This is a genomic window from Citrobacter sp. CK181, from assembly GCF_030333595.1.
Taxonomy (GTDB): Bacteria; Pseudomonadota; Gammaproteobacteria; order Enterobacterales; family Enterobacteriaceae; genus Citrobacter_B; species Citrobacter_B koseri.
This window is the reverse complement of the sequence record NZ_JAOWFN010000002.1, coordinates 1-506: the sequence shown is the minus strand read 5'-3', so window position 1 is coordinate 506 and position 506 is coordinate 1. Positions and strand designations below refer to the sequence as shown.

Below are 506 nucleotides of genomic sequence, written 5' to 3'. Positions count from 1 at the left end.
TAGGGGAACCTGCGGTTGGATCACCTCCTTACCTTAAAGAACCTGCCTTTGCAGTGCCCACACAGATTGTCTGATGAAAAACGAGCAGTAAAAACCTCTACAGGCTTGTAGCTCAGGTGGTTAGAGCGCACCCCTGATAAGGGTGAGGTCGGTGGTTCAAGTCCACTCAGGCCTACCAGATTTTCCCTGAATACTGCGTTGTGAAATGACTCACGTACTTTAAGTATGCTTCGTCATTCCACGCCTTGTCTCAGGAAAAATCATCGGTAAGAGGTTCTGACTGTACTGTATGGGGCTATAGCTCAGCTGGGAGAGCGCCTGCTTTGCACGCAGGAGGTCTGCGGTTCGATCCCGCATAGCTCCACCATATTTTACTGCTCATATAAGAAAACTTCAGAGTGTGCCTGAAAAGGTTCACTGCGAAGTTTTGCTCTTTAAAAATCTGGATCAAGCTGAAAATTGAAACGACACACGTAAAGTGTGTATGAGTCTCTCAAATTTTCGCA

2 tRNA genes are annotated in these 506 nt (G+C 46.8%); both read left to right on the top strand.

The annotated features are described in order from the left end of the window. Positions 1-101 precede the first annotated feature (101 nt). Positions 102-178 (top strand) — tRNA-Ile (locus OGW17_RS00015). Positions 179-291: 113 nt separating this feature from the next. After that, positions 292-367, top strand: a tRNA-Ala gene (locus OGW17_RS00010). The last annotated feature ends 139 nt before the right edge of the window (positions 368-506 follow it).